This is a genomic window from Longimicrobiales bacterium (assembly GCA_035764935.1).
Taxonomy (GTDB): Bacteria; Gemmatimonadota; Gemmatimonadetes; order Longimicrobiales; family RSA9; genus DASTYK01.
Map to the genome: position 1 here is coordinate 22,238 of DASTYK010000072.1, position 7,102 is coordinate 29,339.

At 69.5% G+C, this 7,102-nt stretch carries 5 protein-coding genes; 2 read left to right on the forward strand and 3 right to left on the reverse strand.

Annotated features, from left to right (window positions below; translation table 11 throughout):
• Positions 1–168: 168 nt before the first annotated feature.
• From VFU06_05750 to VFU06_05760, 3 genes are all read right to left on the reverse strand, one after another.
• A complete protein-coding gene (locus VFU06_05750; protein HEU5208898.1) occupies positions 169–2,574 on the reverse strand; it encodes a glycoside hydrolase family 9 protein in 2,406 nt (801 codons plus the stop codon).
• Between the two features lie 61 nt (positions 2,575–2,635).
• A complete protein-coding gene (locus VFU06_05755; GenBank protein ID HEU5208899.1) occupies positions 2,636–3,289 on the reverse strand; it encodes a TrkA family potassium uptake protein in 654 nt (217 codons plus the stop codon).
• Positions 3,290–3,306: 17 nt separating this feature from the next.
• Entirely contained in the window at positions 3,307–4,734 is a 1,428-nt protein-coding gene (locus VFU06_05760; protein HEU5208900.1) for a TrkH family potassium uptake protein, read from the reverse strand.
• Between the two features lie 574 nt (positions 4,735–5,308).
• On the opposite strand from VFU06_05760, the gene VFU06_05765 reads away from it, so the two are divergent.
• Complete coding sequence (locus VFU06_05765) at positions 5,309–5,641, forward strand: PadR family transcriptional regulator (GenBank protein HEU5208901.1); 333 nt, start codon at positions 5,309–5,311, stop codon at positions 5,639–5,641.
• Between the two features lie 24 nt (positions 5,642–5,665).
• Positions 5,666–7,102 (forward strand): ABC transporter permease (locus VFU06_05770; protein HEU5208902.1); only part of this gene is annotated, 1,437 nt, incomplete at its 3' end.

Below are 7,102 nucleotides of genomic sequence, written 5' to 3' on the forward strand. Positions count from 1 at the left end.
GCAGGGCGCGGGGCCGCAGGGCGCAGGGCGCAGGGCGCAGGGCGCGGGTGCGCGGGTGCGCGGGTGCGCGGGCCGCGGGGCGCAGGGCGCGGGTGCGCTGGTGCGCGGGTGCGCGGGTGCGCGGGTGCGCGGGTGCGCGGCGGCGCCCGCTGCGGACCCGCAGCCTCCTCACCGCAGCAGGTCCGCCATCAGCCAGATCCAGCGACCGACCGAGTGCACCCAGACCTCCTTGTACACGTACATGTTCTGGGTCGGCCAGTAGGGCAGGTCGCTGTCGCCGCGGCTCTGCATGCCTACCGGGAGAGCGCCGACGAAGTCGCCCGACGACACTGCGTACTGCTGCGACCAGTCGTATCCCTCGCCGTACATCGTGCTCTGCGTGAACGGGTTGCGTCCCACGATCCACTGCGCCTGGCGGTGCGCGAGGTCGAGGGCGGCGGAGTCCTGGAGTACGTGCGCAATCGCGGCCGCGGCCGTGGCCTGGGAGAGCAGCACGCCGTAGTTGCCGCGGCGCGCGTACCACACGGGGAAGGCGCGCAGGTACCAGCCGTCGCCCATCTCGAGTCCCTCGACCACCTGCGCCTCGTATGCTTCGGTGGTGCCCTGGTAGCGCTCGGCGTGCTGCGCCACGATCTCTGCGGGCCCGTCTCCGACGCGGTAGACGTAGGCGGGCAGGACGTCGTACGGCGAGGTGTACTGCACGCTCTGGCGCTGGTAGCGCGCGTACAGCTCCAGCGCTTCCTGCCACGTCGCGCGCTCGGCGTGATCGGGCAGCGCCTCGACGAGAGCGGCCAGTGCGACGATGGGAGCCTGGTCGTTGCCGCGGTGGAACTGGTGGAAGATGGTGTCGCGGCCGGTGCCGGTGTAGAAGAAGCCGCTCAGCGGGAACGTGGTGCCGACGGGCTGCTTCTGCTGTGATGCGACGATCGTGCGTGCGAGCTCGACGGCGCGATCCGCGTACTGCTGCTCGCCGGTCGCGCGGTACAGCTCGATCGAGGCGAGCGCGCCGATGGACGCGAGCTCCATCTCCGTCGCGGCGAATGCGGGCGTGCTCCAGGTGGTCTCGTCGTTGACGCCGGTCTGCGCGTCCTGCCAGTCGAGCCGGGCGGTGCGCAGCGCACGGGCCGCGAGCTCGGGTGCGGCATCCTTCAGCACGCGTGCGGCGATCGCTTCCGCCGCGGCGGCGATGTAGTTCACGTTGGGGTTGTTCAGCGCTTCGCGCTCACGGTCGTCCTCGTCGCCGACGATGTTGTTGGTCCAGAGGTTGTGGCCGGCGAAGCCGATGCGGTAGCCGCCGTCGAAGCGGACCTTGAGGAGCCAGTCGAGTCCCCATGCCGCTTCCTCGAGCACGCGCTCGAGCAGTGCGGGTTCGTCGCCGAGCTGCTGCAGCCGCTCCGCGAGGGCGAAGAGGGCATACGTCGTCTCGCCGGTGTTGACGGCGCCCTGCGACAGGTCGCCGGCGTCGTGCCAGCCGCCGTTCATGACGATGCGCTCGCCGTCGTGCGTGGCGAGCCAGTCCTGGTGGTCGACGCCCTTCACGCCGGGAACAGGGAATCCGCAGCGCTGGCCGTACAGCCAGTTCAGCGTCTTCCAGACGGTACCGTTCCAGACGTCGTCGCCGATGGCGAACGGCTGCGAGTGAGCGTCCCCCGCGCGCAGGACGTAACGGCCGGGCGTCGTCAGTGCGGAGAAGTCGAGCACCTGGAACTCGCCGATCGGACTGCTGGCGGATTGCAGCGGAGCGCTGAACACGACGTCGCCGAGCGGGGTGTCGTCGATGCGCACGACGTCGAAGCGGTCAGCATCGAGGCCGCTGGCGAGCGCGGTCTTGGAGAGTGCGGCGTCGTATCCGGTGTGGCTGTACGCGATGCGGCCGGGCGCGACGTTCCAGCCCGTATGATGATCCGGCTCGACGCGCTGCAGCTCGATGCGACCGATCTCGAAGGAGACGTGGTCGTCCTCGCGCGCGAGCAGGCGGTTCAACCAGTAGCCGAACTCGAGGAGCGTCACCCGATCGCGTGGCAGCGGATCGATCTCCCAGACGATCTCGTGCCAGGTCTCGTCTTCCAGCGTGACGTAATGGATGCCCTCGCGGTAGTAGACGTCCGGGATCGTGTCGGCGCCACTGTTGTGCAGCACGATCTGGAGCGGCAGCATGGGCAGCCCTTCCACGTCCGCGCGCACCCAGATCGACAGTCGGTTGTAGCCGCTCCAGTCCTCACCGGCGACGCTGCGCCGCAGGTTCACGGTGGACAGTCCGCTGCGCGTCGGCGCAGGCTCGCCGGGGAACGTCTGCACGTCGACGCGCAGCGTACGCATGCCGTGCGGGCCGCGCGTGTCGGGGAACGTCAGGTTGCCGGTGCCGGTGAACGTCCAGCGCGTCGGATCGCTCATGTCATCGAGCAGGCGCTGCTCGAGCACGGGCTTGCTGAGCCAGCGGCGCTCGGCGGAGTGCTCGAAAGGGATGGGCAGGAGCGTGTGCTCACGTGGTTGCTGCGCGGCAGCAGCGCCGGGATTCAGGGCTGCTGCAAGTACGGCGAACGTCGTGTAACGGAGAGCGGCGAAAGGCTTCACGTGTGATCCCTGGCGGCAGATGAAACGAGGGCGCATTGCAGGTCGCGGGCACCGGCCCTGACTACACCCGCGCCACCCGTGCGAGGTCCTCGTCCTTGCCCGACACCAGCAGCGTGTCCGACTCCTTGAGCGGCGCGTCCGGGTCCGGCACCGTGGCGATCTCGTCGTGCAGCACGTCATGGATCGCCACGATCGCGATGCGGTGCTTGCGCGGCAGCTGCAGCTGCCGGAGCGAGCGACCGATCCACCGGTCGGGCACGGCCATTTCCTGGATGCTGAAGTCGTTGGCAAGGCGGACGTAGTTGAGCACGCTGCGCGATGAGATGCGCGCGCCGAGGCGCAGCCCGCTCTCGCGCTCCGGGAAGATCGTTTCCGTGGCGCCGATCTTCTGCATGACGCGCGCGTGGTCGCTGGACACGACTTTCACGTAGACCTCGTCGACGCCGAGGTCGTGCAGCGCGAGCGTCGCCAGTATGCTCGCCGTGATGTCCTCGCCCGTGCTCACGATCGCGGCGTCGGCGTCCCTGGCCCCGAGCCGCTCGAGCACGCGCGCATCACGACCGTCGCCCACGGCGGCGCGCGAGACGAACGGTGCGATGCGGTCGACCGCGTTCTCGCTCGTGTCGAGCGCGGCGACGTCGTGTCCCTGCTTGTGCAGCGCCTCGGCTGCGGCGGAACCGAAGTTCCCGAGTCCAACGACGATGAAGCGTTTCATCGATTCACCCTGTTGTGCTAGCCGACGGCGACGTCTTCGTACGCGTAACGGAAGTCCGTACCCGGTGTCGGGTTCCGGAGTGCGATCGCGGCGGCGAACGTCAGTGGTCCGACGCGACCGACGAACATCAGGACGATCGTGAGCAGCCGGCCGAACTCCGTGAGCTGCGGTGTCACGCCCATCGACAGGCCGACGGTGTTGAACGCGGAGACCGCCTCGAACATATACTCGAGAAAGCCGATGTCCGCGATGACGCCCGTCGCCGGCAGCTCGCTGGTCGTGTAAGCGAAGATCGCGAGCGTGACGAAGCCGAATGCGACGACGAACAGGCCGACCGCGCGCTGCACCGTCTCCTCCGGCACGGAGCGCCCCCAGATGCTGGCGGTATCGCGGCCGCGCAGTCGACTCCACGCGAGCAGGCCGATCAGCGCGATCGTCGTCGTCTTGAGGCCACCAGCCGTGGAGCCCGGTGAGCCGCCGATCATCATGAGCAGGATCGTGAGAAAGTCGGAGCGCACGCTCATCGCGCCGTAGTCGACGACGTTGAAGCCGGCGGTACGCGCGGTCACGCTCATGAACAGGCTGTTTGCCAGCTTGTCTCCCCTGGGCAGGTTCGCGAGCGTGGCCGACCACTCGAAGTAGGCAAACAGCGCCCAGCCGCCCACGATGAGCAGCGCCGTCACCCAGAGCACGATGCGGGAGTGCAGCGACAGGCGGAACGGCCGGCCGGTGCGTCGGGAACGCGTGTGCAGCACGACCTCCTCGAGCGTCAGGAAGCCGATCCCGCCGAGCACGATCAGCGCCGAGATCACGAGCAGCGTGCCGGGCGCCCGCTGGAAGTCCATCACCGAGTTGGTGAACGTCGAGAAACCGGCGTTGCAGAATGCGCTGATCGCGTGGAACAGCGAGGGCCACAAAGCACCCTCGATCCCGAAACGCGGGATCCAGGCGAGGTACAGGAGCGCGGCGCCGAGCAGCTCGAGCGCGAACGTGAAGATCACGATGTCGCGCGCGAGATGGCGGAAATCGACGTGGGGTGCGATGTCGTACGTGGTCGCGGCGAGCGTTTCCTGGCGCAGCGAGAGGCGGCGACCGAGTGCGACGATGATCAGCGTCGTCAGCGTGATGATGCCGAGGCCGCCGAGCTGGATGAGGAGCAGCAGCCACGCCTGGCCGGCGGGCGTGAAGTAGGTGGCGGTGTCGACGATGATCAGGCCGGTAACGCACGCGGCGCTGGTCGCCGTGAACAGCGCGTCCAGCCAGCCGAGCCGCTCGCCGGTGTAGAGGCCCGGCAGGTACATGAGGCCGAGCGTACCGATCAGCACGAGCACGGCGAAGGAGATGACCAGCAGCTGCGGACCGGAGAGGCTGCGCCAGAAGGAAGGACGCCGGTGAACGACGTCCTGGGCGCGGGGCGCCCGGCGACGCGCGGTCAGACCGGGCATCTGGAGCGGGACCGCCAGGCAGCGCGGGTCACCGGGTTGTCCGTTCGTTGCCTCTCGTACGCTGACGACACACGCGGAATGTATGGGAGGGCGGGCCCGGCCGTCCATTGCCGCGGCCCGGAGGGGCGGCTGACGTCTTCGGGGTGCCCTGCGTGAGCATTGCCGTACGTCGCGCGCGTGGATTCCCGAGGGGGCGGCTCACTCCCATGGGGGCTGCGCTCCGTCAACCTTGCCCCACACCTGGATTCCGGACGACCGGTGCTCGACTCACGTGCTAGTCGGGGCAAGCGTGACCCCACCTCCTGCCGGCGCCCGGCGCGCGGTCGATCTCACGGCACAATAGACGGTGAAATGCGCCCCAAACGGAAACCGGGGGGAGCGGGGTCACCTTCACGGCGAGGCGGGGACGCGCACGTCGCTGGAAGGGCGGCGTCCCCCTGTCAGTGGGCGTCCCGCGTCACACGGGGACCCGTCCGGACCGTCCCGCCATCCCTGCCGTCCGTCCCGCCTCGCTGGCTGCCCGTCTGCCCGACCGTTACCTAGCTATCTATGCATAGCTCCAAGGGGAAGCGACATGGCACGACCCGGCAATGACCTGAAGGGCACGCTCGCACTGCTCGTGCTCCGCACGCTCGCGAGCAGCGGACCGATGCACGGTTACGCGATCACGACGCACATCCAGACGGTGTCGCAGGATTCGCTGCGCGTGGAGGAGGGCTCGCTGTATCCGGCGCTGCACCGGATGGAGCAGGACGGCTGGCTGCGCTCCTCGTGGGGGCGGACGGAGAACAACCGGGAGGCGCGCTTCTACGCGATCACGGCGAAGGGGCGGCGGCAGCTGGAAGCGGAGCAGGAAAGCTGGTCACGACTGAGCGACGGCGTGAACCGCGTGCTGCGGTTCGCCTGAGCAGGCACGATCCGGAGAACGGCGATGAGCCTGTATGATCGTCTGCGCAACCTGGGCCGCACGGACCGGCTGAACCGCGAGATCGAGAGGGAGCTGGCGTTCCACGTCGAGGAGAAAGCGGCGGCGCTGCGCGCGGCGGGCATGTCCGAGGCAGACGCGCTGCACGAGGCGCGACGTCGCGTGGGCAACGTCGACGTCCAGCGCGAGCGCACGCGCGATGCGGACGTGATCGGCTGGCTCGACTGGCTGCTGCGCGACGTGCGTCATGCAGCGCGCGGCCTGCGACGCACGCCGGTCTTCACCTTCGTCGCGGTCGCGTCGCTGGCGCTGGGGATCGGCGCGAATACGGCGATCTTCACGTTGATCGACGCGGTGGTGCTGCGCCCGCTTCCGGTGCGTGCCCCGGAGGAGCTGGTCATCCTCGGCATGTCGGAGAACGAGTCCGTCGGGTACTTCACCAATCCGCTGTGGGAGCAGGTCCGCGACAACCAGGGCGGGCTGAGCTCTGTGGCGGCCTTCTCGCACACGCGCTTCAACACGGCGGCCGGCGGCGAGGCCCGCTGGGTGGACGGCGCATGGGTGAGCGGCGACTACTTCCGCGTGTTCGGTGTGCACCCAGCCATCGGCCGTCTGTTCACGACAGCGGACGACGCACGCGGCTGCACGCCGCTCGCCGTGCTGAGCCACGGCTACTGGCAAGGCGCGTTCGGTGGTGATGCGGCCGTGCTCGGGCAGCGGCTGACGCTGGAGGGCACGAGCTTCGAGATCATCGGCGTCGCACCCGACGGGTTCCGCGGCGCGGACGTGGGTGACAACCCGCAGGTGTTCCTGCCGCTCTGCGCCGAGGCGGCCGTGGCCGGCGAGCGCAGCATGCTGGACGCGCGCAGCACGTGGTGGCTGAACGTGATGGGCCGGCGCGCGCCGGGCCTCACGATGGAGCAGCTCGGGGCGCGCCTCGCCGCGATCGCGCCCGCCGCGTACGCTGCGACCTTGCCGGAGCACTACCCGCCGGAGCACCGCGAGGAGTACCTGTCCCGCAGCTTCCATGCGCATGCCGCACCGACCGGCATCTCGCAGGTGCGCGACCGCTATGCCGGGGCGCTGCTGATCCTGATGACCGGTGTCGGGCTGATCCTGCTGATCGCGTGCGCGAACGTTGCGAACCTGCTCATCGCGCGCGGCTTCATGCGGCAGAAGGAGCTCGCCGTGCGGCTCTCGCTCGGCGCCTCTCGCGGCCGGCTCGTCCGCCAGCTGCTCGTCGAGTCCCTTGTGCTATCGCTTGCCGGCGGCCTCGCCGGCGTCGCGCTCGCCGTGTGGCTCACGCGCGCGCTGATCGCGCTCGTCCCGACCGGCGAGCAGCCGCTGCTGGTCGAGGCTACGCCCGACCTCAGGATCCTCGCGTTCGCGAGCGCGCTGACGGTCGCGACGGGGATTGTCTTCGGCCTCCTGCCGGCGCTGCGG